This is a genomic window from Dendronalium sp. ChiSLP03b (genome assembly GCF_034531165.2).
GTDB classification, from domain to species: domain Bacteria; phylum Cyanobacteriota; class Cyanobacteriia; order Cyanobacteriales; family Nostocaceae; genus Dendronalium; species Dendronalium minutum.
Genome location: NZ_JAVRBR020000031.1, coordinates 13,670 through 40,325, shown reverse-complemented (window position 1 = coordinate 40,325; position 26,656 = coordinate 13,670). Strand labels below are relative to the sequence as shown.

Annotated in this window: 23 protein-coding genes and 1 tRNA gene; 14 read left to right on the top strand and 10 right to left on the bottom strand. The window is 41.2% G+C overall.

Annotation, left to right across the window (positions count from 1 at the left end; genetic code table 11):
- Positions 1-247: 247 nt before the first annotated feature.
- Positions 248-376 (bottom strand): hypothetical protein, encoded by a 129-nt coding sequence (locus RMY31_RS07815; protein WP_263985278.1) that lies wholly within the window; start codon positions 374-376, stop codon positions 248-250.
- Positions 377-676: 300 nt separating this feature from the next.
- Between RMY31_RS07815 and RMY31_RS07810 the strand changes: the two genes are divergently transcribed.
- From RMY31_RS07810 to RMY31_RS07795, 4 genes are all read left to right on the top strand, one after another.
- A complete protein-coding gene (locus RMY31_RS07810) occupies positions 677-805 on the top strand; it encodes a hypothetical protein (RefSeq protein WP_409877614.1) in 129 nt (42 codons plus the stop codon).
- A gap of 522 nt (positions 806-1,327) precedes the next feature.
- Positions 1,328-1,648, top strand: coding sequence for a hypothetical protein (locus RMY31_RS07805; protein ID WP_322662301.1), 321 nt, complete (start codon positions 1,328-1,330; stop codon positions 1,646-1,648).
- Positions 1,649-2,509: 861 nt separating this feature from the next.
- Positions 2,510-3,427 (top strand): DUF4349 domain-containing protein, encoded by a 918-nt coding sequence (locus RMY31_RS07800; protein ID WP_322662298.1) that lies wholly within the window; start codon positions 2,510-2,512, stop codon positions 3,425-3,427.
- 204 nt (positions 3,428-3,631) lie between these two features.
- Positions 3,632-5,164: a SagB/ThcOx family dehydrogenase gene (locus RMY31_RS07795; protein ID WP_322662296.1), complete on the top strand. Its 1,533-nt coding sequence runs from the start codon at positions 3,632-3,634 to the stop codon at positions 5,162-5,164.
- 65 nt (positions 5,165-5,229) lie between these two features.
- Here the strand turns inward: RMY31_RS07795 and RMY31_RS07790 are convergent, their stop codons facing one another.
- Complete coding sequence (locus RMY31_RS07790) at positions 5,230-5,517, bottom strand: hypothetical protein (protein WP_409877611.1); 288 nt, start codon at positions 5,515-5,517, stop codon at positions 5,230-5,232.
- 386 nt (positions 5,518-5,903) lie between these two features.
- Between RMY31_RS07790 and RMY31_RS07785 the strand changes: the two genes are divergently transcribed.
- Both RMY31_RS07785 and RMY31_RS07780 read left to right on the top strand, forming a co-directional pair.
- On the top strand, positions 5,904-8,735 hold the full coding sequence (locus tag RMY31_RS07785) for a PAS domain S-box protein (RefSeq protein ID WP_322662294.1): 2,832 nt from the start codon (positions 5,904-5,906) through the stop codon (positions 8,733-8,735).
- Positions 8,707-10,221: an ATP-binding protein gene (locus RMY31_RS07780; RefSeq protein ID WP_322662292.1), complete on the top strand. Its 1,515-nt coding sequence runs from the start codon at positions 8,707-8,709 to the stop codon at positions 10,219-10,221. The genes RMY31_RS07785 and RMY31_RS07780 overlap by 29 nt, the downstream gene beginning before the upstream one ends.
- A 177-nt stretch (positions 10,222-10,398) precedes the next feature.
- Here RMY31_RS07780 and RMY31_RS07775 read toward each other — a convergent pair whose 3' ends face one another.
- Positions 10,399-10,980: a Uma2 family endonuclease gene (locus RMY31_RS07775; RefSeq protein ID WP_322662290.1), complete on the bottom strand. Its 582-nt coding sequence runs from the start codon at positions 10,978-10,980 to the stop codon at positions 10,399-10,401.
- 321 nt (positions 10,981-11,301) lie between these two features.
- A complete protein-coding gene (gene ruvC / locus RMY31_RS07770) occupies positions 11,302-11,793 on the bottom strand; it encodes a crossover junction endodeoxyribonuclease RuvC (RefSeq protein ID WP_322662288.1) in 492 nt (163 codons plus the stop codon).
- A 173-nt stretch (positions 11,794-11,966) separates the two neighbouring features.
- Between ruvC and RMY31_RS07765 the strand changes: the two genes are divergently transcribed.
- From RMY31_RS07765 to tsaE, 3 genes are read left to right on the top strand one after another with little or no spacing between them, the layout of a single operon-like run.
- Positions 11,967-13,337 (top strand): gluconeogenesis factor YvcK family protein, encoded by a 1,371-nt coding sequence (locus tag RMY31_RS07765; RefSeq protein WP_322662286.1) that lies wholly within the window; start codon positions 11,967-11,969, stop codon positions 13,335-13,337.
- 39 nt (positions 13,338-13,376) lie between these two features.
- On the top strand, positions 13,377-13,682 hold the full coding sequence (locus tag RMY31_RS07760; protein ID WP_322662284.1) for a hypothetical protein: 306 nt from the start codon (positions 13,377-13,379) through the stop codon (positions 13,680-13,682).
- 2 nt (positions 13,683-13,684) lie between these two features.
- Positions 13,685-14,140: a tRNA (adenosine(37)-N6)-threonylcarbamoyltransferase complex ATPase subunit type 1 TsaE gene (tsaE, locus tag RMY31_RS07755; protein WP_322662282.1), complete on the top strand. Its 456-nt coding sequence runs from the start codon at positions 13,685-13,687 to the stop codon at positions 14,138-14,140.
- Between the two features lie 1,146 nt (positions 14,141-15,286).
- Here tsaE and RMY31_RS07750 read toward each other — a convergent pair.
- Positions 15,287-16,462: a patatin-like phospholipase family protein gene (locus tag RMY31_RS07750; RefSeq protein WP_322662281.1), complete on the bottom strand. Its 1,176-nt coding sequence runs from the start codon at positions 16,460-16,462 to the stop codon at positions 15,287-15,289.
- A gap of 282 nt (positions 16,463-16,744) precedes the next feature.
- On the opposite strand from RMY31_RS07750, the gene RMY31_RS07745 reads away from it, so the two are divergent.
- Positions 16,745-16,818, top strand: a tRNA-Met gene (locus RMY31_RS07745).
- A 329-nt stretch (positions 16,819-17,147) separates the two neighbouring features.
- On the opposite strand, the gene RMY31_RS07740 is transcribed toward RMY31_RS07745, so the two are convergent.
- A complete protein-coding gene (locus RMY31_RS07740; protein WP_322662279.1) occupies positions 17,148-19,349 on the bottom strand; it encodes an amylo-alpha-1,6-glucosidase in 2,202 nt (733 codons plus the stop codon).
- Positions 19,350-19,542: 193 nt separating this feature from the next.
- On the opposite strand from RMY31_RS07740, the gene RMY31_RS07735 reads away from it, so the two are divergent.
- Both RMY31_RS07735 and RMY31_RS07730 read left to right on the top strand, forming a co-directional pair.
- Positions 19,543-20,154, top strand: coding sequence for a peroxiredoxin (locus tag RMY31_RS07735; protein ID WP_322662276.1), 612 nt, complete (start codon positions 19,543-19,545; stop codon positions 20,152-20,154).
- Between the two features lie 311 nt (positions 20,155-20,465).
- Complete coding sequence (locus RMY31_RS07730) at positions 20,466-21,011, top strand: peroxiredoxin family protein (protein ID WP_322662274.1); 546 nt, start codon at positions 20,466-20,468, stop codon at positions 21,009-21,011.
- 2 nt (positions 21,012-21,013) lie between these two features.
- Here RMY31_RS07730 and RMY31_RS07725 read toward each other — a convergent pair whose 3' ends face one another.
- The 4 genes from RMY31_RS07725 to RMY31_RS07710 all read right to left on the bottom strand — a co-directional run bounded on the left by RMY31_RS07725 (position 21,014) and on the right by RMY31_RS07710 (position 23,910).
- Complete coding sequence (locus tag RMY31_RS07725; protein WP_322662273.1) at positions 21,014-21,784, bottom strand: ATP-grasp domain-containing protein; 771 nt, start codon at positions 21,782-21,784, stop codon at positions 21,014-21,016.
- Positions 21,785-21,832: 48 nt separating this feature from the next.
- Positions 21,833-22,114, bottom strand: coding sequence for a hypothetical protein (locus RMY31_RS07720; RefSeq protein WP_322662271.1), 282 nt, complete (start codon positions 22,112-22,114; stop codon positions 21,833-21,835).
- A gap of 163 nt (positions 22,115-22,277) precedes the next feature.
- Positions 22,278-23,318: an ABC transporter permease gene (locus RMY31_RS07715; protein ID WP_322662270.1), complete on the bottom strand. Its 1,041-nt coding sequence runs from the start codon at positions 23,316-23,318 to the stop codon at positions 22,278-22,280.
- 73 nt (positions 23,319-23,391) lie between these two features.
- Positions 23,392-23,910 (bottom strand): adenine phosphoribosyltransferase, encoded by a 519-nt coding sequence (locus tag RMY31_RS07710; RefSeq protein WP_322662268.1) that lies wholly within the window; start codon positions 23,908-23,910, stop codon positions 23,392-23,394.
- A gap of 452 nt (positions 23,911-24,362) precedes the next feature.
- Between RMY31_RS07710 and RMY31_RS07705 the strand changes: the two genes are divergently transcribed.
- A complete protein-coding gene (locus RMY31_RS07705) occupies positions 24,363-24,989 on the top strand; it encodes a DUF3038 domain-containing protein (RefSeq protein WP_322662266.1) in 627 nt (208 codons plus the stop codon).
- Positions 24,990-25,131: 142 nt separating this feature from the next.
- The gene (locus tag RMY31_RS07700) at positions 25,132-26,598 is read left to right on the top strand and encodes a DUF4335 domain-containing protein (protein WP_322662264.1); all 1,467 of its coding nucleotides are present in this window, start codon (positions 25,132-25,134) and stop codon (positions 26,596-26,598) included.
- The last annotated feature ends 58 nt before the right edge of the window (positions 26,599-26,656 follow it).

The window sequence follows — 26,656 nt, the reverse complement described above, 5'->3', positions numbered from 1 at the left end:
TTAGACAGGCTGATTGTAGGTTTTATAGCAAATTTGAATAGCTTAATAATCAACTGATAATACAGTAATTGACGTTCAAAATGCTTCCTGTCAAGATGTTCGTATTTTTTTACAACCCAATTCGACAAGTTTTATTCAACACAACTACATTTGTATTGGGCTATCTCGAACTTTGCGAAGAATTTTTCCCACATATAACAATGTAATTGTTGAACTTTTATTGGTATTGACCTGGAGCGAATCTAAATTAGGGTGGAGTATCTCCAACTTCAGCCATCACATTAAAGTTCACCATCGGTGCAAACAAGTAAGCACTTCCCCGACTGCGATGACGACTTTCTTGCAACGAATTTCTAGAGTATGCGGCTCTAATCATGTTGCACACCGATGAATTACAGCTCAACCAAATCACGATTACAGTTTCATGAAAGGTTTACAATGGTTGCCTATTAAGATTAACACATTTTATTTTTAGTGGATCGCTCTTAAGAAGTAAATTTACTTCAATATGTTTATCTAGGTTAAATTTAAAATTTAACTAGTATGATTACTTGGGTAATAATCTCGAATAAATATTTTTATACCAATTGTAAATAGTTAATGTCATACAGATAACACACATACAGCAGAATTCAGAAGTAAAACAGGCTTTATGCCTGGCTTTAAAACTTAGGTTGTGGACTTCATCAACTTGAAATCTGCTGTATTTGAGCAATTGATGCTTTCTGTTGTGAAAGATGCTCTGCGAACAGCAGCGTTCATCATAAGTAAAACTGATAACTACAATCATGCTGTAGACTTATAGATTTGAAAATTATTCAAGTTAATATGAAACATTAAAGATTTATAGTAATTTTCAGATGAATTAAACACATCCAACTCATGCTCTCAGTGTAAAAGGTACAGCAGATAGGAGATAGTTTTCCTTTCTAGTAACCGTATTCTGTGATACAAATTTGAACAATAATTGTGACAAATCCAAAACAGATTACTTGTTTGCTCATAGACTTTGCCAACGAGAGAGTACTATAGACGATTGAAAACTGCTGTAGTTATTATGAAACTGCGTTACATTCAAAATGATATCTGCGATACTTTTCATATCTAAAAATAGCCAAAAAGGTAAAAGAGTCTTCCTTCCTACTACATATATTAAAAAATTTGTAAATCACCCGATCGGGCTATCCAAATGGGTGATGTGTACTGGACATCGCTCGTTATAAATTTTGAAGACAATCTAGATACACCTTGCGTCTAAAACACTCCATACAACAAGGTCAACTTGCAAACTAAGGCATTACTATTAACTCACACTTGGTTCAAAATTATGGTTTTAATTCAAGAAATTGTCCAACAAGCTTTAAGCATCGGCTATTTGAGTGTTGCAGATCAAAACCGAATACAAGTGCTACTTCAAACAAGTTATGACTCAGAAGACCTAGATGCCTTTATCATTTTGCAGCGAGCTGTTGTAGCTGGCGATGTTAAGCAAGAGTCACGCCCCCGCAAATCTTCCCTCTCCCATAGCAAGGAAGCTGCATATAATATTAAACTTGCTTATCAAATAGCAGCAGAGATTGCTTTTGCCGCAGCAGTTGCTTTGACTATGCCAAAAAATACTCAGGATCGACCTTCTTTGGGTACATAAAAAAATACATTTAATACAAAAGAAAAGTTAAAAAAATAAATTATCAAAAGATTTATAGATTGCATTTACGTAGACACGTTATCGTACTGCAAAGCAGAATCTGAAGGGTAGTAACTTCCCATTTTATTCTCATCTGTCGTAGTGCTTGCGCTGTCGCTAATATGTTCTAAAAATTTAGATATGAGTATTGTTTAATTTGAAAATCATTAAATATTCGACCTTTTTTTCAAGACGCTAAAAAAATTGCTCAAACTGGCAAAATTCATATTGGTGCATAAGTATTAAATTATATTTTCCAGAAATTGCCTATAAAAATGTCCGCTATTGCGGACATTAATGAGGCTTTCTGTCACTTTAATCGGCTACAATCATGTTGTACATGATATTTTTATTTTTAAGCCTAACCATAGATAATTCAAGGCTAAAACAACAGATATTTAGACATTAATCATAGAATTATATCTTTTATTTTTGAGATATAAAAACTTAGTATATTTAAGTATTTGGACAAAATAATAATACTACAAAAATGCAAAGAATAAAGGATATTGAGTTCTTAATAATAGTATTGATTAATATCATGACTAAATACAAAAAAAGTTATAAAGTAAGTATTTTTTGGACACAAATCAGCTAATTAAGTCTTTCAGACTTCACAATTTCATATCAGTTTCACATATTTTTCAATTACAAATGTAAAGGTGGTCAGGTTAACAACCCCAGAAATTCCCAGTTCTGGGGTTTTACTTTGTCCCCCTGGCTCTCTGCCCCTCTACTCCTGTTACATAAATCGCAACAATCTCAGGTTTGCGTTTTTCTTCGGAGATACTGAGATTAACTTCATCCATCTAGGGGTAGATTATGTACGGCTCAATGCGATCGCTACGTAAATCGACTTTATTTATGAGTGCGCTACTGGGAGGGGTCATTTTCAGCAGTTGTGCTTCTGTTCCTTCGCCATCAAATCAGGCATTACCTCCAAGTTCAGCCGATCGCGCAGCATCAATTAATGAGACTGCTAGCAGTGTCTCTCTAAAGGCGGAAGCTGCACCAGCACCTCGCACACGTGCCCAATTGATCAAAAAGGCATCAATGACTGTGATTGTGAACTCTGTAGATAAAAGTATCGATTCTGTCTCGCAAATTATCAGTAAGCAGCGAGGGGACTTGATTGGGTTGCGAGAACAACAACCTACAAATGACAGTTCGCGTCACACTGCATCAATACAGTTAAGAGTGCCGCAGAACTTACTGGAACCTACCTTAGAGGAATTCGTTAAACTAGGAACTGTAGAAAATCGCAATATCACAGCGGAAGATGTAGGCGATCGCTTGGTGGATTTTCAAGCCAGATTAACTAACTTGCGGAAAACTGAAGCCAATTTGCAAAAAATTATGGATCGAGCCGGTTCTGTCAGAGATGTGCTAAATGTTGCTCAAGAACTAAGTAATGTCCGGCAATCTATAGAGCAAATTGATGCCCAACTAAAAAACTTACAAAATCAAGTTGCATACTCCACTATCACACTGAATCTAGAAGCAGCAGTATCTAGTACCAGTCCTCAGCGTGCTGTAGGTTCGCAAATTCAGGAAACTTGGAACAACTCCACTCACTCGTTTGGTGCATTCACTATTGGTTTACTGAAGTTGGGTATTTGGTTAATGGTTTACAGTCCTTATTTGTTAATTTTGGCTGCTGCTGTTTATGGCTTTATGCGTTGGCGGCGAACCCATTCATTACATTTGACACAAACACCAGAATCAGCTGATTCTGAGTGACTAACAAACTCAATTTCCTAAATCGTTTCCCTTTAACCGATATTTTACTTTTAGCATCTCTAAACTAAGCAATACTCAAATATCAACTGAGAATTACCAAGTACTAAGTTGTAAGTCTGAAGATTGTACGAATTAACACGAATAATCAGCCTGATGAATGCCAAGATCGAGAAAATAACGCCCTAGGGGTATATTGAAAGTACTATGCCAGAAATACACCAATCAATTGCTCAGCACTACCACGAACGTACTAAATACGACCCTGAAACCCTTGCTTCTAAACATCAGGGGTTAGACTGGGCTAAACAGCCAGTGCCGTTTAAAGAGTACAAAATTGGCTCTTCTGTCGATCTCAAACCTTATATCCAAGAGATACCAGAAGTATTAGTTAACGATCCAGATACTCAATGGTGGCAAAGACTTTCACGGCTCCTGTTCCGCAGCTATGGACTGACGGCAAGAATGCCTTCTATGGGTAGTGCGGTGTATTTACGATCTGCCCCTAGTGCCGGGGGATTATATCCCGCTGAAGTCTATGTAGTATCCCGTGGTACGCGATTATTACCACCTGGATTGTATAACTACCAGTGTCGGACTCATTCACTGATGCATTATTGGGAAAGTGATGTTTGGCAGGCTTTGCAGGAAGCTTGTTTTTGGCATCCTTCCCTTGAAAGTACTCAATTGGCAATTATCGTTACTGCGGTTTTTTATCGTTCGGCGTGGCGGTACGAAGATCGGGCTTACCGCCGGATTTTTTTAGATACGGGACACCTGTTGGGTAATATCGAGTTAGCGGCTGCAATTACTGACTATCGCCCGCATTTGATTGGCGGTTTTGTGGATGAAGCGGTAAACGATTTACTTTATATCGATCCGCAACAAGAAGGAGCGATCGCCGTCCTACCTCTGGCAGACTTATTAGATATCAAACAAAATTTGCCGACAGGATGTACTGCTTTACCCTCTGCCACCGAAACTAGTTACCCAGAAATTCCTGATGGCGAATTACTGGCATATTTTCATCGGCATACGCAACTCCCAACAGGTATAGTCGGCAAACTCAATTTACCAACTGTCAAACAAGAAAAGTCCTTAGAGGATAAATACAATTTTCCTTTCTGTTTGAAAATTCCCATATCTACCACACCTATTTTTTGGGGAGAAGAACTGTCAGAGTTGGAAATGACTCTGCACAAGCGACGTTCTACCCGTGCCTACAGTGGTGATGATTTAACCTTCGATGAGCTAAAAGCTTTACTCGACTTCACTTATCAACCGCAAAATTATATCGACCAAAATTTAGATAATTCTCCAGATTACTTTGATTTAAATCTCATAGAAACATTTATTGCCGTTTGTGGAGTAAAAGGATTAGAGGCAGGCTGTTATTATTACGCGCCCAAAGCCCAAGAATTAAGACAAATTCGGTTCAAAAACTTCCGGCGAGAGTTACACTTTCTCTGTTTGGGACAAGATTTAGGGCGGGATGCGGCAGCAGTGCTTTTCCATACAGCCGACCTGAAATCAGCTATTTCTCAATATGGCGATCGCGTTTACCGTTACTTACACATGGATGCCGGACATTTGGGACAAAGGCTGAATTTAGCCGCAATTCATCTAAATTTGGGTGTCAGCGGTATAGGCGGCTTCTTTGACGATCGAGTCAATGAAGTTTTAGGAATTCCTACGGATGAAGCCGTTTTATATATCACAACATTAGGGCGGCCAAGATAAAACGAACCGCACAGATAAGTTGTGTGCAAAGAGAAGTCCCCAGGAGGAGAGCCACTGCGTTAATGTTAGCGTAGCGGTAGCGACGTAGGAGCGTCGGCAGTCGCAGTCCTGGCGGTTTCCGTCGGTTGCGAACTGCCGAAAGGGTTCCCGGCTTGTACCGCTAAAGCGGAACCCGGAGGGTAGCAAGTGGTGTGGTTTCCCTCCAAGCGAACTTCTCCTATGGTCGACGCTGCGCGAACGGAGGGTTCCCCCGTTGAGCAAAGTGTCCGTAGCGCAGAGATTCTCTGTGTCACGGGTAAAACCCGCCCATGCAACTGCCCTCCTCTGTGTCTTTGTAGTTCATTTTTCAACACTGTAAATATATTTAGGTATATCTGCGTTGAAGCGACCCACATTCTGGTCTAGCAGGTGATGAACTTGATACAAGGACGCGAGTAAAAGAAGCCACCCACGATAAGTGAGGTTATAGGGTTTACCCTCTGCCTCTTTCTGACCCTATGGCAAATTGATAAGATCGACTCGCGTTATTGAGTCGGTGTTTGCCAAAGATTTATTGTCATGCTTGCCTATGTAAATTTTATAACAAAAGCCATCAGTTATATTGCAAAAACTGACCATAGTCTGATAAAAGTGCTGATGGGAGCTTATTAGTTTTTTAGACAACCACTCTCGACCGACCCCAAGCACCATTCTCATGGGGCAAATTTTTGCAACCAAAAAATCGCTATTTTAAGTGGCAATGCCGTTACCTGAAAATGAAAACCAACGACTAGAATTACTTTATCAATATCAAATTTTAAATACACCACCTGAAGAAACTTTTGACGATCTAACTCAGCTAGCGGCGGATATTTGTGAAACACCAATTGCTCTCATTAGCTTAGTAGATGCTGAGCGAGAATGGTTCAAGTCTAAAGTTGGATTAACTGCATTAGAAGTGCCTCGTAACAATTCTTTTAGTAGTTACACCATATTACAAAATGATATATTAATCATCCCAGATACTTTAAAAGATGAACGGTTTGCTGAAAATCCTCTTGTGAGATCGGCACCCTATTTTCGTTTCTACGCGGGAGTTCCCTTAATAATTGCAAGTGGTTTCGCATTAGGTAGTCTTTCTATAATTGATTTTGTACCTCGCAATTTAACATTGAAGGAACAAGCAATCTTACAAAAAATAGCACGACAAGTCATCCGTTACTTGGAGTTGCATCGACAGCAAAAAAATGATGCTAACCAGATAAATATCAATTTTCTTTTTAGAAATCATCCGCATCCTATGTGGATTTATAATCAGAATAATCTGCAATTTTTAGAAGTAAATGAAGCTGCTATTGCTCAATATGGCTATTCTCGAGAAGAGTTCTTGCAAATGCGAATTTGTGACATTCGCCCCCTAGAAGATGTACCAATACTGCTGGAATATTTAGCCAAAAACCAAGCTGAATCTCACTTCTCTGGACGATGGCAGCATCGTTGTAAAGATGGACAGATTATTGATGTTGAACTTTTGACACATGCAATAGACTATGCTGGATATGATGCTCGGTTAGTCGTCATAACAGATACTACAGAAAACAAACAAATAAAACGAACTCTTCGGGAAAGTGAAGCTAGATTTAGAGCAGTTACTGAAACAATTCCTGTACCGTTAGTTATTTCTCGCGTGTCTGATGGGTTAATCTTATATGCCAATATAGAGTTTATTCAAACATTTCGGTTTGCTCCAGATGATTTTGTTAATTGCTTAGTTTCAAATTTATACCACGATGCAAAAGAGTTTCAAGTACTTTTAGAAGCTCTTGCTCATCAAAGATCGCTGCAAAATTATGAACTCCCACTCAAGAGGGCAGATGGAACTTCTTTTTGGGCGATCGCTTCACTTCAGTATTTAACTTTCAATGGAGAATGGGCAATATTAGCTGTATTATCTGATATCACTGAGCGCAAAAATACCGAAGTAAAACTCCAAGAACAAAATGAATTTCTTCAGTGCATTTTCGCTCGTATTCCCTTAATGATTGCACTTATTGATGCTGAAGGAAAGCTCCAGTGGGTGAACCAGGAATGGGAAGATGTTCTTGGTTGGCAAATAAAAGATTTTCAAAATAGCGATTTGCTTTCTGCATTATACCCCGATCCTGAATATCGGCAGTATGTCATCAATTTTATGCAGTCTGCACAACGCACTTGGGGTGATTTTAGAACTCAGATGCAGGATGGTCGGATGCTGGACACCTCTTGGACAAATGTTAGCCTTCCCAATGGTCAAATCATCGGGATTGGGCAAGATATCACAGAACGCAAGCAAACTGAAGGAACTCTAAAGGCTCAGGCTGAGCGAGAGCAACTGATGCGAGCTGTTACTCAACGGATTCGTCAATCTCTGAATCTGCAAAATATTCTCAATGCCATAGTTAAAGAAGTGCGAGATTTGCTTGAGGTCGATCGAGTTGTAGTTTATCAGTTTGCCCTAGATATGAGCGGTACAGTTGTGGCCGAATCAGTAGAGTCTGGCTGGACAGTTTCTTTAGGTCAAAAGATTGAAGATACTTGTTTTCAGACAGGCGGGGGAGTAGAGTATCATCAGGGTCGCAAACGGGCAGTTGCTAACATTTACGAAGCCGGACTAAGTGATTGCCATCTGCAATTATTGGAACAGTTTCAGGTCAAAGCTAACTTAGTCGTACCCATTCTGTTAAAAGTCGGTGAGGAAAATGCTGGTTCACTTTGGGGTTTACTGTTAGCGCACCAATGCTCTAGGCCCCGTGAGTGGGAAGAAAATCAATTAGATTTGCTCGACCAACTGACAGTACAAATTGCGATCGCTATTCAACAATCCAGTATATTTCAGCAAGCTCAGAACGAACTTGCCGAGCGACAGAAAGCCGAAATTAACTTAAGAAACGCCTTGGCTGAAAAAGAGGTTTTATTAAAAGAAATTCATCATCGAGTTAAAAATAACTTGCAGATCGTCTCCAGTCTTTTACAACTCCAGTCTCAAACACTCAAAGATCCAGAAGTTATTAGAGTTTTCCGAGACAGTCAAAATCGAATTGATTCTATATCTCTGATTCACAAGAACTTATATACATCACCTAATATTGGACAACTTGATGTTGCTGAATATATCGAAAATCTGGCAACTAGTTTGTTAATTTCTTATCAAATAGTCCCTGGGCAAATTAGTCTAGAAACTCATATAGATTCAGTGAACTTAAATATCGATCAAGCTATTGCCTGTGGGCTAATTGTCAACGAATTAATTTCTAATGCCCTCAAGCACGCTTTTCCCCAGCAGCAACCAGGCAAAATTATTATTGCTCTACGCAATGTCGGTAATAACATTGAGATGATTATCCAAGACAATGGTATTGGTTTACCACATGATTTAGATTGGAATAATACTGATTCGTTGGGTCTTTCGTTAGTTTTTGACTTAGTGACAGCACAACTGGAAGGTTCTATCACTGTAGAAAGTCAACAGGGAACCGTATTTAAAATTCAATTTCCAAAGTTAGATTTGCAGCAGCCAATTTCAGATGGGTCAAGTGAGAATTTTAGTCGTTGAAGATGAAGTGATAGTGGCTAGAACTATTGCCAGCCAACTCAATCAACTAGGGTACATCGTTACGGGTACGGCTTCTTCTGGAAAAGTTGCCATTACCAAGGCATCAGAAACAAAACCAGAACTAGTTTTAATGGATATTATCCTCAAAGGTGAGATGGATGGTATTACAGCTGCTAGTCATATTCGCGAGCAGTTAGATATTCCTGTCATTTTTCTTACTGCTTACGCCGATCATAATACATTACAACGGGCAAAAATTACTCAACCCTTCGGATATATTGTTAAACCATTTACATTACAAGATTTACGAATCGCTATAGAGATTGGTCTGTTAAAACATGAGCTCGAACGTGACTTGCGGGAGAATCGCGATCGCTTAGTCACTCTGTTAAACTCAATGAGCGATGCTGTAATTGCCACAGATGAGCTGGGAATGGTGACATTCATGAATCCCGCCGCCGAGAAAATAACTGGCTGGCAGCAAGCAGAAGCCCTTGGACACGACGTGTCAAATATTTTTCAAATTGTGGATGAAGTTACAGAGGATACATTAGAAAACCCAGTATCCAAAGTGTTACGCGAACAAGAGGTTGTTTATTTAGGGGAATTTACATCTTTAATTACCAAACACGGAACAAGAGTTCCAATTGGTGATAGTGCTTCACCTATCATGCGGCAATCTCAACAGATAAGTGGTGTCGTAGTTGTTTTTTGGGATCTGAGCGAAAGACGACAAACAGAATTACTAGAACAAGCGTTGAATAAAGAGCGAGAACTCAACAATCTTAAGTCCTTATTTATCTCCACCGTATCTCATGAGTTCCGCAATCCCCTAACTGTTATTCAAACAGCAGTAGAACTGATAGAAATTCACGGGGCAAATTTAACAGAAACAAAAAAAAATACCTACTTAAAGCGGATTAAAAAAGCTGTGCAATCTATGAAACAACTCATGGAAGGTGTGTTGTTTATGGGTAGGGCTGAGGCAGAAAAACTTGTGTACGAACCTGCTCAACTAAATATTGATAATTTCTGTCGAGAGCTAATTGCAGAATTTTCTGCGGTTGCAACTACCGGGCATCAAATCATTTTTACCTGTCATAGTAATAATACAGATGCTTTGATGGATGAACGGCTCTTACATTACATCTTCATGAATCTGCTGTCTAACGCAGTTAAATATTCTCCTACAGGTAGCAATATTTGGTTTAATTTAACCTGTGACCAGATAGCAGGAGTAGCTATTTTTCGGATTCAAGACCAAGGAATTGGCATTCCTGAAGAAGACCAAACTCGACTTTTTGAATCATTCTATCGAGCCTCAAATGTCCAATCAATTCAGGGAACTGGGTTAGGGTTAGTAATTGTTAAAAGGTGCGTTGCCGCTCACGATGGTCAAATCAATGTCAGCAGTCAAGTTGGTGTTGGAACTACATTCACAGTGATTCTGCCATTAAATACTGAAAGTAACGTCTCACTTTTGTAAAATATGTTTAGTTCTTTACCTTGCTGAGGTTATATCCTTGCCAAAAAAATTATGATTAAACAAATATTCGTAGTAGAGATGCACCATGACACATCTCTACCAAGGGATTGATCGCCATCTAAAATCTAAAATTGTATGAACTTACATCAGTAGTTTTTGTTTATGCAGACGCAATTTCTAATCGCTACTTTTTTTAACTATTAACCAATTAAATATATTTGCTGGCGAAACCTGCCAATCTGCTAATACATCAAGAACAGGCAATTTATCTCGAGCGTATTTAACTTCTGGCAGTTGATTAGGTTGAAACACCATTACAGACTTATCATCAGGGTCAATTAACCAACCTAATTTAGTTCCCTGGTTAATACAGAAAATAATTTTATTAATAACGCGATTGGTAAATTGGTCAGGTGATAGAATTTCGATTATCCAATCAGGATATATTTCAAATCTATTGGCAATTTCTCCATTATCATCAATCGGAAGTCGTGACCAATCAAATACAGCAATATCGGGAACTAAAGAACTGACATCAAACGTACAGCGTAACTCGGTTAGTGCTAACGCTTTGTGCTGATATTCACTTAAACTATTAATAGCAGATGATAACTCAGTTCGGATTCTGCTGTGTTTGCCTTGAGGCATTGGTTTTTGGTAAACTTTTCCATCGATATACTCGCTAGCTGGTTTAGTTTCTGGTAATTTAAAAAACTCCTCGAAAGAAAGGTTATATGATGAATGAGGAGATAAAGTCATAAGTAATTACTCCTGGAATAATCCTAAAGAACAAATAATCTGAAGCGATCGTTTTTCTACTTCTTCACTGACAGTACACAAATGCTCGTCCATCCGTAGTGCCACGCCTAATTCGGCCAACTGCTGATTACTAATGCCACTTCTTAGTTGGCGACTGAGAGTATCAAACGCTTACTGTCGTAAAGGATAACAATAAATCTCATCAATCGCCTTTAAAAGTTTTTCAGTAACAAATAGCGTTCCCTTCATTTCTTGAACATGACTTTTAAGCTGTTCATAGATGCAGAATGTTGCTCCTGATGGTTGCCCTTGCTATACAAATCACACCTGAAACCAAGCCGTTAAAGCCACTGCTAAAGCATCCGCAGCATCATCTGGTTTGGGAATGTATTCTAAATTCAACTCCCGCGCCACCGCTTCTTGCACCTCAGATTTATCTGCATTACCATACCCCGTTAAGGCTTGTTTAATTTGGGCAGGGGTAAATTCCACATATGGTAGATGATGTTGTGCTAACGTTAGCATAACAACACCCCGAGCCTGTGCCACAAGGATAGTACTTGACATACGATAAAAGAATAGCTTTTCAATTGCCACCAAATCTGGTTGCAATTCCTGAATCAGGGTGTGTAAATCGTCGAACAAAGTACATAGCCGTTGTCCCATTTCTGCATCTGCCGACGTAGTGATTACCCCAAAATCCAGCATATTTACTATTGAGTCTTGTGCCTTAGTTGAACTTTGTTGGCAGGTAATTACCCCAAATCCTAAAATTGCAAGTCCCGGATCTAAACCTAAAATTCGTTTTTCCATTCAATTCACTTTTACCCAGCCAGGGTACTGTTTTAGCGGAAACACTAGCAACTTTGCCAACTTGCCCTTAATCTAGTGGCATTGAAATATTTCATAATTAGCCACTTGGTGTTAAAACCAGGTAGTGTACATTTTCTATTAATCATTGTTTGTACCACTGCTCCCAACTAGGTATGTCAATCGGTTTTCTCAGACAAGCCCTCAACACACTGCAAAAGCAGTCGCGCAGTCGCACTTCCCATCGGGTTAACCAGTGGTTCAAGTGGTTATCTCCTGGACTATCGGTCAAACGTTGGTTGCTAATCAGCGTTGGAGGTGTATTACTGGCAAGTCTGGGGTTGGCTATTTGGATTAAGCTGACCCCAATTTTTTGGATGATCGAGTTGCTTAGGGGCTTGTTGGGAGTAATCACCAATATTTTACCCAACTATATCAGCGGTCCTTTGGTGTTGCTATGTGGCTTGCTTTTGCTGCTTTGGGGGCAAACTCGCACCGTCGGCTCAATTACTAAGGTACTGAGACGAGAAGGAGAAGAAGAACTGATTGATGTGCTGTTGGCCCATCGCCGATTGTACCGAGGTCCCAAAATAGTGGTGATTGGTGGTGGTACGGGGCTTTCTACGTTATTAAGGGGATTGAAAACCTATAGCGCTAATATTACTGCTATTGTCACCGTAGCCGACGATGGTGGGTCTTCTGGGCGGTTACGCCAAGAGTTTGGAGTTTTACCACCAGGGGATATTCGCAATTGTTTAGCAGCGCTAGCAGATGAAGAAAAGTTATTAACAGAATTATTTCAATATCGCTTTCGTGCAGGTGATGGGTTAACAGGTCATAGTTTTGGCAATTTGTTTTTAACGGCAATGAGTGAGATTACTGGGGACTTAGAACGGGCGGTGGCTGCCAGTTCTAAAGTGCTAGCGGTACGGGGACAAGTTTTACCAGCAACTCTCAGCGATGTTCGCCTCTGGGCAGAATTAGCTGATGGTCGTCGCATTGAGGGTGAGTCTAACATTCCCAAAGCTGGGGGGAAAGTTGTCAAACTGGGCTGCATACCTGCTAATCCCCCAGCGTTGCCAGCAGCTATTAAGGCAATTAAAGAAGCTGATTACATTATTATTGGTCCAGGTAGCCTTTATACTAGCCTAATTCCTAATTTACTAGTACCAGAGATTGCCGATGCGATCGCCGCCACAAAAGTTCCACGTATCTATGTCTGCAATATTATGACCCAACCAGGAGAAACTCAAGGCTATACTGTTGCCGATCACATTAGCGCAATTGATACCGCTTGTGGACACAGACGGCTTTTTGATGCTGTACTGGTACATAAAAAATCACCCTCTGCCCAAACACTCCTGCGCTATGCCCAACAAAATTCTCATCCCGTTTTCCTAGACCGGGAAGCCGTATCTTTGCTAGGACGGCGAATTGTCCCAGCTAATATTTTGTATGAAGATGAAACCGGCTGCGTGCGTCATAATCCCCAAAAACTAGCACGAGTTCTGTTGCGTTGGTACGGTGGAGCTCATCATGGAAGATAGTCCAAAGTAATAACTATTGATTATTGATTCTTGATCCTTATGGTTGACGCTACGCGACCGAGCGTCGAGTCTCAAGCCACTTGCTCCACTTGGGGAAATCCAAGACCCTACCCTGCGGGTTCTGCTTTAGCAGTACGGGTGACGCTCCTAACGTCGCGCTTCGCTGCGCTAACGGCAGTTCCTCTACTTGGGGAGACCCCAAGACCGGACTGCCGACGCTCGATGACTCGCTACCGCTTCGCTAACACCGCCAAGACAGCAAGTGCTTCACCGCAGTGGCTCCGGAGGGAAACCCTCCCGCAGTGCTGGACTCACCGGACTGCCTCACTATTGATTCTTGACTAATTATGAAAATTTTGCTCACAGATGCTGAGGCGACGCTGCACTTGGGAATTACTCTTGGTCAAACTCTCGACGCTGGTAGCGTTATTTTACTAGAGGGTGATTTGGGTGCTGGCAAAACTACGCTGGTACAAGGTATCGGACAAGGGTTAGGCATTATTGAACCAATTGTTAGTCCTACTTTCACTCTTATTAATGAGTACACAGAAGGACGGCTTCCCCTCTACCATTTAGATTTATACCGTTTAGAATCACAAGATGTCGTAGCCTTAAACCTAGAAACCTACTGGGAAGGTTTTGAAGCGATCCCAGGAATTGTAGCGATTGAGTGGGCGGAACGAATGCCCTACAAGCCAGATAGTTATCTCAAAGTACATTTGACTTATGGGGATGAGGGCACTCGTCAAGCCCAAATTACATCATTCAATTGTGCCATTAGCGAATACATTGCTACCATATGATTGGTTTTTTCTGAAGTTGGGAAAAAACGCTGACCAATAATTTTAAGTAGCATCTGGTGATGAGGATTCGCAGTTGGATACAATGCGTCATTGAATTTATTTCGGTCGATAAACGGATTGCCCACACTGCATCATTATTTACATTAATTGACTAATGCTACATGCTACCAGTGTCATACCCAAAAAACCCTAACGTTATTACAACACTACAAAAGTTTTACCGATAGTCGAGGTAAAATCACACTCTTTCTATCTACCGCTACCACGCTCATCCAAAAAATTCACTAACATTATTGCCCTCATTATCCAATAATCAATGAAATACTGTTCAACAAAAGATCCGGTGAAGATTCACATCTACTACTAGCTTTCTGGCTGAGGTTAGCTATGATGGGCATATTCTCGCAGTTAATATTGCAGTAGATGGATTAAGACTTAACTCAATACGTTTTGACAGAACAATGCTCTTGCAGCTTATATCTAGCAAATCGCTAGATTTTTAGAACACTTGTACTCAGAAGAAATAAAATTCAAATGAGAATTGACATAACCCTGTCCTTCGGTAGATGATCTTTTTGATAAGGCTCGTAAATGAATTGGAGTATCCAGTAAATACTGGTAAATTTTTTCCTCTACTTGCACTATGTATGGTCGTACCTATTAATTCATTGCTTTGACTGTCTGTGGAAATTAGTTCTTGAGTTTGTTTGAGTAGCTGCTTATTTGTCGAGTAATGATAAGCTCTCTAGCAACATCACTTCTGGTAACAAAAAGTAATCAGAAGTTTAAAAACCTGTTTTAAGAGCTTAGTAATTAAGTGCATATAAAGTTTTTATATGTATAAAACAGAGTTTTCATAGAAAGTTGCCCGTTTACTTAACCCTATTAATTCTCTACAGTTATTTAGAAGAAAAATCCGGATAGTTAAACACCAAAAGCTCATCCCAAAAAGTTAAACGATTACCAATTTTGATATTTGTCGTCTGACTTATCTGTGGTACTTAGTATTCCCATGTCAGCTTCAGAACTACACAGAAAAAACCGCTAATTATAGCTATATGAGATAAATTAATTTATTGATTTTTAATTAAAAGATATTCTTATATTTATTTATGTAGCTATTATTGACATTTCACCGTGGATACACTAGTTAGCGTCAATAAAAGAAGCGATCGCATCCTTCACCCGAGGCCCGCAATTGTCTCTGGTATAGTATGTACAACCTTCATCGATAAATTTAGATGCAGTATCGATTAACTTTTCAATCGTTGCATCTCTAGCGTTATCTATCTCTTCACTAATGTAGGTTTTTGTAAATTTGTTGCATCGATCCTTTGGCTGCAATAAAGTGCGAGTATCTTTATAAGTCTCACCTGGTTTAGCTTTAAATCTCTCATTCAAGTCAAACTGAAGACGCAAGTAACGTTTAGACTCGTATCCGCCCATAATTTGGCGGCTAATTGTGCTATTAATTTCAGATGTAGGCTCTATAAAAATATCAGTCAGATGTTGCGCCCAGTCTAAGCTCTTCCAACTTTTGATTTGCTCAAATAAATATGGTTCACCAGTTTGGCCTGTACCAATAGATAAGATAGCAATATCTTCCAACTGCTTAAGTTTATCTAGGTTATATTTTTGCTTGATTGTCGGAGAGATTGAAGACTGACTGAGTCTCATGACTAGACTAAGCGCCGCCAAAGTCGGATTGTTAGCAGAAACTCCCCCATCAATGTATGGAAATACCCAATGGCCAAACTTTTCTTTATCAACAGGCTCTAATTTGTAAGGGGGAAAGAAAGTGGGAGCTGAAGAAGAAGCAGCACATATCTCCCATAAATAACAGTCATCGTACCATCGATCTCCTTGGTCGGGATGACAATTGGTAAAAAATGTGGTGTTCCGATAAAGCGTATCATAAGCAAGAATTAATATTATCGGTCTTTCAATATCTTTAATTCTCTTGTACGACAACTCATTTTGGAGGACATTAATCAATCCCTGATGAGAATATTTAGGCTGTGAAAATACTTGAAAAAGCGGTCGGATAATAGGCGGGATTATTTTGTAATGGTCTTTTTTTGGAATCGGAAATATATATTTACCCTGCTGTTTATAAAGTTGAATCAAATCGGCACTCTTTTTTCCACTAGCAATGCCTGCCGTTAAAATTGAGCCAGTAGAAGTACCGGCAATCAGATCGAAATATTCGTGTAAAGACTGACCTTTGCTTTTGTAAATTTGACGCTCAATTTCTTGAAGGATGCGTGCTGCGATGACTCCGCGCATACCGCCACCATCCAAACTCAAGATTTTGAAGGACATAAGTAGTTTATCCCTGATGATATTTTGTGGTTATTGTTCCCCTTATAAGTTTGGAAGTAACATCAAGTTTATTGATTGGGCATTGGGGACTGGGGACTAGAAAAATATTTTCCAATACCTAATACCCAGTCCCTTTGAAATCTTTTAACCCTACCCTTTATCCCTCAAGAGGGTATTTCACCTTAGCCTTCATCGGTTGCCTCCATTTATCGAAAATTAGTTATCAAAGAGACTCGTCATAATCAAATTTGTATGCTATTTTAGGAAAGGATTGAAAAATTAGGCTCAGTAGCTCAGTTGGTTAGAGCACGGGACTCATAAGCCTGGGGTCGTCTGTTCAAGTCAGACCTGAGCCATTTTAAAAGTCACAATAGCGATTTATAAGTATTTTAGAGCCGCAGCAATTGCTCTATAGGGGGCAGTTTTTACTCGAAAATTCATCATTCCATAACTCTGTACGGGCGCAATACCTTGCACTCCTCCTAACTCAGCAACGCCAGTTGCTACAATGCAGGAAACCTCGCTCCAGGTGACGCTCGTGACACTCGTTCGCGTAGCGTCTCCCCTTGGGAGAAGACTCGCTAACGCTTTTAGCGTCGCCCCTTGGGAGAAGACTCGCACTTCGCTGCACTAAAGGCGGGAACCGCCAAGATGGGGGCTACCTCACCGTACTGCCTCCTCAGCATTACTTCATGTGGCGGATGACTTCAGCAACTGACCAAGCTTGAGCAACTGCACCTTTGGGTGCATGAGGTGCATCACCGTCAAAAATTTCAGAAATAGAGCCAAGACAACCATCAGATAAAAGGTGTACCAATAGAGGTTGCCAATTAAAAGGCAGTGGCTGCTTGGGGTAAAAACGCTGCCAAGCACGGATAAAAGGACCAATTAACCAACACCAGACACTACCTTGGTGATAGGCGCGATCGCGCTCTTCAAGGTTACCCATATATTTTCCTATATATTCTGGGTCGGACGGGTCGAGACTGCGAAGACCATATGGAGTAAGCAAATGCTTAGTTGCCAAATCGAGTATCGCACATCCCTGCTGTTGCCCAAATCCACAATGGTACAAGGACAGGGCCAAAACAGCATTAGGACGAATCTGAGAATTGCGGCGATCGTCTGGCTCAATACTGTCGTAAAAATAGTTTAGCTGGGGATTCCAAAACTTTTGTAGGGAGACAGTAACCTGCTGTGCTTGCTGAGCATAACGCTGTGCCTGCTTTGTCAAACGCACCGGGTCGCCCAACTTCAGTTTGCTCAATTGTTCTGCCCACTGACTCATCCAACATAAAGTAGAATACCATAGTGCGTTGATTTCTACTGGCTTCCCGCGACGGGGTGTAATAGGCTGCCCCCCAACCACTGCATCCATCCAGGTAAGGGCTACACCGCTGGCATCCCAACCAACTAGCCCATCGGTAGCATCTACCTGGATATTGAAACGTGTACCACCAATAAATGCTTTGTGGATTTGCTGCACAACTGGGAATTGCTCTGCCAAAAATTGCCAGTCCTGAGTGGCTTCCAAGTAAAGCCCTAAACTTTCAATCCACCACAGCGCTGCATCAATACTATTGTAAAACGGTTCGCCGTCAGCATCGGGAAAGGCATTGGGAATTAGACCTTGGCGGCAGTAACGCCCAAAAGTTTGCAACAACCCTTTTGCCAGGTCAAAGCGCTGTGGTACTAATGTCAAACCCGGTAAAGCAATCAAGGTATCCCGCCCCCAGTCATTGAACCAGTGATAACCAGCAATAACCGTGGGACCAGTAATTGAGGCTCGATAAACAATAAACCGATCGCTTGCTTTTAATAATTGCTGCCAAATTAGGGACTGGGGATTGGGTATTGGGTATTGATTATTCTCTTTATCTTCCTTGTCACTAGCCCCGATTGCCTCTAATCTCCAGAGAGTGCCGCGAGTTTCCCATTGCCCCTTATCTTCAGAGGGAGCCGCGAGTTCCTCAGTCCCCCCTTGATTCCATCCAAAAATCTGGCAAAGCCTTTCTTGGTCTGCCTTTACAGCTGCTGCAAAGGTTTCGGAAGTGAGTATACTTTGCTGAGTGTCGGGAAAACCTATCCGTGCTTCTAAAGTCACTGTATCTCCCGGACGGAGAGCAACTGTCAAATAACCGGGGCTGTAGAGGTCTTCGCGATCGCCTAATCCTCGCTGCGTCTCTTCTGGCAACTCATAATTCCAGTACCAAACTGCGTCTGGTTGATATTCTCCTTGCGTCCAGCGCAAATGCCAGGGTGTGCCAAAATGCCCAGATATAATTGCTTGTAAGCAGACTTGCTGTTCGCCAAGCATTTGCGAGAACTGTAAACCTGGGCTAGCAGCTTGCTGGTGGTGAAAATCGCGATCGCCTATCAATAGTCGCAGCCTTAAAATCCCAATATCTGTGCCGTCATAGCGATACTGAATTAAAATTCGATGGCAAAATCGGGCGGAGGGGTGAAGGGGCGGAGGGGCAAAGGAGAGTGTAGATTTTAATTCTCTCCTGCTCCCCTGCTCCTTTGCTCTCCATTCCCTGCTCTCTTCTAATCCATAGGGCATGACTAATTGCCTGCTTAATTGCCAGGTATCTTCACCCCATATCCATTTGGGAACAGGATTAACATCAAAAGAATGCAGCAGTTGGTAGCCTATCGGCTCAATCTTACCGTTGCCCCAAAAATTCGTCCCCAGTGCTACAACTTTTCCGGATACTTCCAAGCTAGCTTCTAGGTGCGAAAGCAACAAGGTACGTCCAGAAGGCGGATTTGTAGCGGCAAACAGCCAACCGTGATAAGTGCGGGTGCGAACATCAGAAACGGTACCGCTGGCAAAACTTCCTAAGCCATTTGTGAGTAACCATTCTCTTGTATCTAAATCAGCCATTTGCTACTCAAAATCGTTATGACTATGATATAGTCGTAACAGATCGTAATCAAACTGTGAGACAGTCCTGATGTTGGGTTAGCCCGACCTAAGAGACTGCGTACCCGACGGGTGACAGCGTGGATGGGTGAGTTTTACCTAACCCGAATTCCAACGCTACTAAAAAAATAGAAGTTGAAGGAGAATTAGGTTAATGTCCCTCACTTACGGAACAGAAGGATGCCTCCGCGTTGGTCAACAGGCTCCCGATTTTACAGCAACGGCTGTGGTGGATCAGGAATTTAAGACGATTAAACTGTCCGACTATCGTGGCAAGTATGTCGTCCTATTTTTCTACCCTCTAGACTTTACCTTTGTTTGTCCCACTGAAATCACAGCGTTTAGCGATCGCTACGATGAATTTAAGAAAATCAATACGGAAATCCTTGGGGTTTCCGTAGACAGCGAATTCTCTCACCTCGCTTGGATTCAAACCGATCGCAAGTCTGGTGGTGTCGGCGACCTGAATTATCCTCTAGTCTCCGACATCAAAAAAGAGATTAGCGCTGCTTACAACGTCCTAGACCCAGCAGCAGGAATTGCCTTGCGCGGTCTATTTATCATCGACAAAGATGGTATCATACAGCACGCCACCATCAACAACTTAGCTTTTGGTCGCAGCGTCGATGAAACCCTGCGGACATTGCAAGCAATTCAATACGTTCAGTCTCACCCAGACGAAGTTTGTCCAGCAGGTTGGCAACCAGGCGATCAAACAATGGTTCCTGACCCTGTGAAGTCCAAAGTTTACTTCTCTGCTGTCTAGAAAATTTTGAGGCGCAAAGTTAAGAGTTATTATTCTTTCTCTGTTCCTTTGCCCTACTTTCTTGCTTTCTGCCTAATTTTCAAATCAAGTTTATTAGAATTGAGAGCAAAAGCAATCAGAACCACAGATAAACACACATAAACACAGAGATATAAATCAGTGTTAATGGCAGTTTAAATCTGTGGTTTTGTCATTTCATCTTGATAGCGGTTGGCGTTTGGATACAATATGCAGTAGAGGCAAATGTATCTACCCCTAATAAACTGTGTTGCCTCGAATTAGAAATAGCAATATATAAATTAGGAGAAAAAATGTTAACTTCAACTGATTTTAGTGGTTTATTTAATGAGCGCTTCTTTCGCAATTTTCTGCCAATACCGGCTACAAATAAACTCAGATTGGATGTAGGAACACCAGATTTTCAATTACCAGACATTACTAATGGAACTTTGGTAAAATTATCAAATTATAGAGGAAAACAACCAGTTTTACTTGCCTTTACACGGATATTTACTGAAAAGCAATATTGCCCTTTTTGCTATCCTCATATCAAAGCTTTGAATGAAAACTACGAGCAATTTAAAAATCGTGGCATAAAAGTTTTAATGATTACTAGTACCGATGAGCGGCAAAGTCAAATAGTAGTGAGGGATTTAGGCTTACAAATGCCATTGCTGAGTGACCCAAGTTGCCGCGTGTTTCGTACTTATCAAGTAGGACAAGCATTAGGCGCAACTTTGCCAGCACAGTTCGTATTAGATAAAGAAGGAAAACTTCGCTACTGGCATTTATTTTCTTTCTTAGATAGCAATGCTAGTGTTGAAACATTGTTAGAACAATTCGATCTTCATAGCTAAAGCTAGCTAGAAGTGAAATAATTGGAGGTGAGAGACAAGAGCTCTTGCCATCTGGCCAAAATCATATCAGTGTAACTTTTTCGATCGATTTTGTATGCTCCAATAGCAAAACCATCATTCATTTCTACCAGAGCAGTTTGTCCAGAATCTAAAACTCCAAAATCAATTGCATATCCTGCATAGGATTCGCCTGCATTATCAAGAGCTGTAATAGCGCACTGAACTTTCTCAATGTCTAATAAAATATTGGCGTTACCGTCATAGCAATCAATACTTCTGATTTGGGAGTGAACAACATAGACTCGATACTCACTCACCCAAGACACTACTTCTGAACACACCAGCTTTTCTTGACACGACACGCCATAAACTCGGTAAAAGTCATATTCTGATTCAAAAACACAACCTGTAAAGCGTTTATGACGTAAAGCGGGTTTAGCAAATGTTGGAGGATAGTTACCATTTTGAAATCCCATCTCCAACTGTTGTAGAGTAGATGTCCATGTACGACGGTGCATGAAATCCCCAAGTGAAGCGGGATAATCATTAGGCAGAGGTTCTGGAATACCAAGCTGTTTTAGTGCGCTTAAAACACATGGCATATCGCCAACAACTAGAGACTCACGATCGAGTGAAAGTTGTCTTCTATGAACACGTTTTTCAGTATAAAAAGTAATTGGGATGCCTCTTCTTGTCAGTTCTTCGGTAACGAGTTGTTCCTCGTGCCGGAGTAGCCCATTACCCTGTTCTTGAATAAAAGCTTTAGAAATCAATGGGTAATTAAAAATTTAATCTAAATTGAACACCAATTAATTCGCCGTTCAGTTGTGCTGTAAAAACTCGACTTTTGGTAGTAAAGGGTCACTCACAATCCCCACACCGCTAAAACCCCAACGTTTGAGCAAGCCTCCTAACTGCGTGCCAGGAATAGATTCTACAGCAAAGCGATTTGCCACTTCTGCCGCATGGGTGTTGAGATAACTTAAAGCATCAAAGCTTTCCCGAAACAGCAACAAATAACCTGCTGTCTCAGCAGTAGGACGAGCTATGAGATAACGTCCATCTGATTTGGAACGCAACAGATAATAAACTTCGGACAGCATGGATAGAGAAGATGAGGGAGATGAGATAGTAGGGGAAGTAGGGAAAGCGGAGGAGATGGGAAGCAGAGGAGATAGGGTACAAAAGTGTAATAAAAGTTTTTCTTCTTTCCCCTCCGCCCCTCTGCCTCCTGACAACTAACAACTGACCACTGACAACTGACTATTAAGATTCCAACCGAATTCGAGGGTCGGCTACTTTCAGCAACAAGTCGGCTAGCAAATTACCCACATTTAGCAGCACTGCACTCATGACCAGACTTGCCATTACTAAATACTGGTCTTTAGCTATAACTGCCTGCAATGTCAACCTTCCTAAACCTGGCCAGTTAAAGAACTGTTCAGCAATAAATGCACCACTGAGTAAACTAGCTAACTCGAAACCTAACAAAGTAATTAAGGGGTTAATCGCATTGCGGAGAGCATGAACGTAAATAACCCGATTTTCTGGTAATCCTTTGGCACGAGCTGTTTGGATGTAATCTTGACGCAGAACATCCAATAATTCACCGCGAGTAATCCGCTGTAAACCAGCAAAGCTAGTGATGCTCAAAGCGATAGTGGGTAAAATCATGTGCCAGCCAATATCTATAATTTTACCGAACCACGATAAATCAGCATGGTCGATGCTAGTCATGCCGCCGACTGGAAATATAGGTGAGGTGATTTGGGCAACTATTAGTAAGAATAAAGCAGTGATAAAACTGGGAAATCCTTGCCCAGTGTAGCTAATCACCTGTAAAACTCTATCTGTAGCTCGATTTTGCTTAACAGCAGCGATGATGCCCAAGGGTATAGCCACTGCCCAAGTGAAAATTAAAGAAGCGATCGCTAACATTAAAGTTGCAGGTACTCGTTCCCACAAAAGAGAACCCACAGAGCGTTGATAAACAAAACTTGTGCCAAAATCTCCTCTTGTAAAGATTCGCCACAGCCACAGCCAAAACTGCTCTACCCAGGACTTATCAAGACCAAACTGCCGCCTTAATTCCTCAATTCGCTCTGGAGAAATTTTCGGATTTTGCCGCAGGGTATCTATATAGTCTCCTGGAGACAATTTCATGATGAAAAACGACAGTGCTGATGCTAAAAACAAGGTCAGCAGCGCCTGCAATATGCGTTTCACCACATAAATAAAAGTCTCGCTCGTAATGAACCTGATTAGCCAATCGCGACTTGTCTCCAAGGAAATTCTCGTAGAAGTCATAGCAGTTAGTTGTCAGTTGTCAGTTGTTAGTTATTAGTTGCTCAAAACCGCTGACTACTCAGCATTGACCAAACTAATATTCAATCAGGGAGATAATTGGCACATTCGGCAGATGTTTGCGCCCTTGTAAATCCCGTAGCTCGATAATAAACCCAAAACCCACCAATTCGCAGCCAATCTGTTGCACCAGCTTTGCCGTTGCACTTGCCGTCCCACCTGTGGCAATCAAATCATCTACAATCAAGACTCGGCTACCTGGTTGTAGTGCATCCTGATGAACTTCTAAACAGTCAGTACCGTACTCTAATTCATATTCAATTGAGTGAACAGCTGCTGGTAATTTACCTCTTTTGCGGACGGGAATAAAACCAGAATTTAATTTGTAGGCTAGAAGAGAGCCAAAAATAAATCCCCGCGATTCCATACCTATAACGTAATCCGCTTTCAGACCAGCATCAGAGCATTTTTGTGTAAAAAAGTCAATACTATAGCGCAATCCCTCTGGATCGCGCAGTAAAGTAGTGATATCACGAAATAAAATTCCAGGCTTAGGAAAATCTGGAATGTCACGAATCAGAGATTTCAAATCCATAAACGGGGATTGGGGATTAGGGATTAGGGATTGGGGATTGGGGATTGAGGATTAGGAATTTAAAGAATTTATGACTACATCTCTTTCCCAGTACCCAGTCTCCAGTCCCCAATCCCCAATTCCAGATACCTGAAAAATCGTACACTATAATGTCATACGCAGGATGTCATATGCTTGGGTTCACAGCTTCTGTTTCGCAATCCATTGACGATACTGAGAATCTACACCAAGCTAAAGATGGACTGGTTATTACAAAAGAGAGGGTAAACTGATGATTTAAAAACCTAAATTATAGGTATACGGAAACTTTAAGTAGAACAAGTAAGTAATGTATATATATCAGGTAGCCCTGCTACTGCCAAAAGTCTAATGTTCTTGTTTAGCTACTTAATCTTAAATTAGTTGCACTAGTTTTATCTAGTCTGTTGGAAGCGCACAAGGTATTTTAGAGAATGAATGTCTCCGCGAGCTTATCGCCGTTGAATAGTCCGACCCCTCAATCACTACCGATGATGCTGGACACTTTACCCGATCCTGCGATCGCAGGACAGGGATGTCCCCCTAGAACCAGGTTGCAAATCGATCTCATTTTACTGGCAATTGAAGCTTTAGAACTTGGTGGTTCTGAAGCTATCCTGACTTTTGCTGAAGAGTTGGAATTAAAAGGAATTGTTAAAGATCGGGTGAATTTGTGGCGAATGCGTAGCTCCAATCCCATGCGACGAGCGCATATCCGCCGCCCGTTAACCATTATTGAAGCAAAAGCTTTAGTGGTAATTGCTTGTTACATAGCGCGGCGTTTAACAGTTGTCATCCGCCAGTTGATTGCGATATATCAGCAAATGCATGAAAAGCAGCTCCCACTAGAGCAAAATTTGCGACTATCTAATTATTTAGAGCGGTTTAGAGCGCATTTTAAAAGTAGAATGAATGCCCGACGTTCTGGTGTGCTGGCATTAAGTTCTGACGAAAAATTAGATGAGTTAGCTATCAATTTGTTGGGACAATTATTATTTTGTACTGGCACTGCTGGAATGCAACGATTCTGGATTAGTCTTTTTGATGGTGAAGTAGATTGACACTCCTCAAATACGAGTCGGGGGGATTATTAAGAGCGGCCGACAGGCGGCGCGCCACCCGCTATGAATAAAAGAAACACTTTTTCCTCCCCTACACCCCTACACCCCTACACCCTTACACCCGTGTTTCTTCAGAGGTTATATGAATATACAACGTAAGTACAGTCTTCCTAACTGTACGCTGCTTTTAGAGGGTTTAAGTGATGCTTCAAGGGCTGCACACTTTCAGGAATTGCGCCCGGAACTATCAATATTGGTAAATGCAGAATGCTATTTATCTAACCATAACCAACCCTTGGTAGGAGGGCGAGAATTTTTTGAAAGTTTGGTAAGGGCAGTAAGTGGCTATGCCCAAGAATTTTTGAGTAATGTACCGAACCCACAAGCACACAACCAGGACTCAGAGTTAGTAGAGTTTCAAAAAATTGACCCTAATCGGCACAGACTAATTGTGCATTCTGAGAGTACGCCAGATGGTTTTGAGTCTAATCCTAACTATAATAAATCGCCTATTCAAATTGATTTGAATACGGTACAGTTGTTTGATTTAGTGGAAGCTGTAGATCAGTTTTTCGCTGATACGCAAACTTTACCAGAGTTATCACTAGAATTACAACCAGTTGCTAGACGTTATGGTGGTGCGAATCGAGCCTTGCTCAAGCAGGCAGTACCTGCAACTATTGGAGTTTCAAGTTTAGCAGTTGCTGCGATCGCCTTTAGTCTGATTCCGCCTCCAGAGGTGCGTCCTCCACAGCCGAAACCAGAGGAACAAACTAGTTCTGCAACACCAAGCAGCAGTTCTACTACACCGCCTACAACAACGCCCGCAGACACTTCAACTCCCATAAATGCTGCGACTCCTACATCGACTCCCATCGCTGTTGCCACTCCCACAGCAGCTGCAAAACCCACGGTTACAGATTTAGAAGCACTTTTAAATACAGTTCCTGAAATTACTGATGCATCCCAGCTACGTCTGTTGAATCGCCAAGTTTATAATCAAATCAATCCAGCTTGGACTAATCGCACAGCTTTAAAACAAGATTTAGTCTATCGTCTGGGTGTGGCGGCAGATGGTGCGATCGTTGGTTATAAAGCAGCCAATAAAGATGCAAATCAAGGAATAGAGTTAACTCCTTTGCCCAACCTACTTTACAATCCCGCTAGCCGTCCTTCCGTTTCCAACGAACCAATTGCTCAATTTAAAATAGTATTTACTAACCAAGGTGTATTGGAAGTTAGTCCTTGGCGAGGATACCTTAAGACACCTGAAGTAGTCGGTTCAAAAATCACTGAACCCAAGGCAGTTAAAAATTTAAACCAAAAGCTTTACAAGGCGATTCGGCAAAACTGGGGTGGTACTCCTACTTTCACGCAAGATTTGCAGTATCGAGTAGCTGTCAACAAAGATGGCACAATTGCCGACTACGAACCGCTTAACCAATTTGCCTATGACTATTTTCGGGAAACACCGCTACCTAAAATGTTTCAAGCAATTTATGGTTCAAATGTAGCAGCTCCTAACAACAAAGAACCTCTAGCTCATTACCAGGTAGTCTTCAAACCTAGCGGTAAACTCGAAGTCACTGCTTGGAAGGGATACAAGTAATTCGTAATTACTAATTCGTGAGGCAGTCCGGTCTTGGTGGTTCCCCCAAAGAGGAACT